Below are 575 nucleotides of genomic sequence, written 5' to 3' on the forward strand. Positions count from 1 at the left end.
GTCTTCGCCCTGCTGGGTCCGAACGGCGCCGGCAAGACCACCGCCGTGAAGATCCTCTCCACCCTCGTCTCCGCCGACTCCGGCCAGGCGTCCGTCGCCGGCCACGACCTCGGCCGCTCCCCGCAGGCCGTCCGCGCCGCCATCGGCGTCACCGGCCAGTTCTCCGCGGTGGACGGCCTGATCACCGGCGAGGAGAACATGCTCCTCATGGCCGACCTGCACCACCTGCCCAAGGCAGAAGGACGCGAGGTCGCCGCCGAACTCCTCGCCCGCTTCGACCTCGTGGACGCCGCGAAGAAGCCCGCCTCCACCTACTCCGGCGGCATGAAGCGCCGCCTCGACATCGCCATGACCCTCGTCGGCAACCCCCGGATCATCTTCCTCGACGAACCCACCACCGGCCTCGACCCCCGCTCCCGCCACAACATGTGGCAGATCATCCGCGAACTCGTCGCCGACGGCGTCACCGTCTTCCTCACCACCCAGTACCTCGAAGAGGCCGACGAACTCGCCGACCGCATCGCCGTCCTCAACGGCGGCCGCATCGTCGCCGAAGGCACCGCCGACCAGCTCAA

Annotated in this window: 1 protein-coding gene; it reads left to right on the forward strand. The window is 69.9% G+C overall.

Features of this window, described 5'->3' with window-relative positions:
- A partial coding sequence (locus IF73_RS0137120) for an ABC transporter ATP-binding protein (protein ID WP_031015957.1) occupies positions 1–575 on the forward strand: 575 nt, incomplete at both ends.

It is taken from the genome of Streptomyces sp. NRRL F-5727 (assembly GCF_000719555.1).
Lineage (GTDB): Bacteria > Actinomycetota > Actinomycetes > Streptomycetales > Streptomycetaceae > Streptomyces.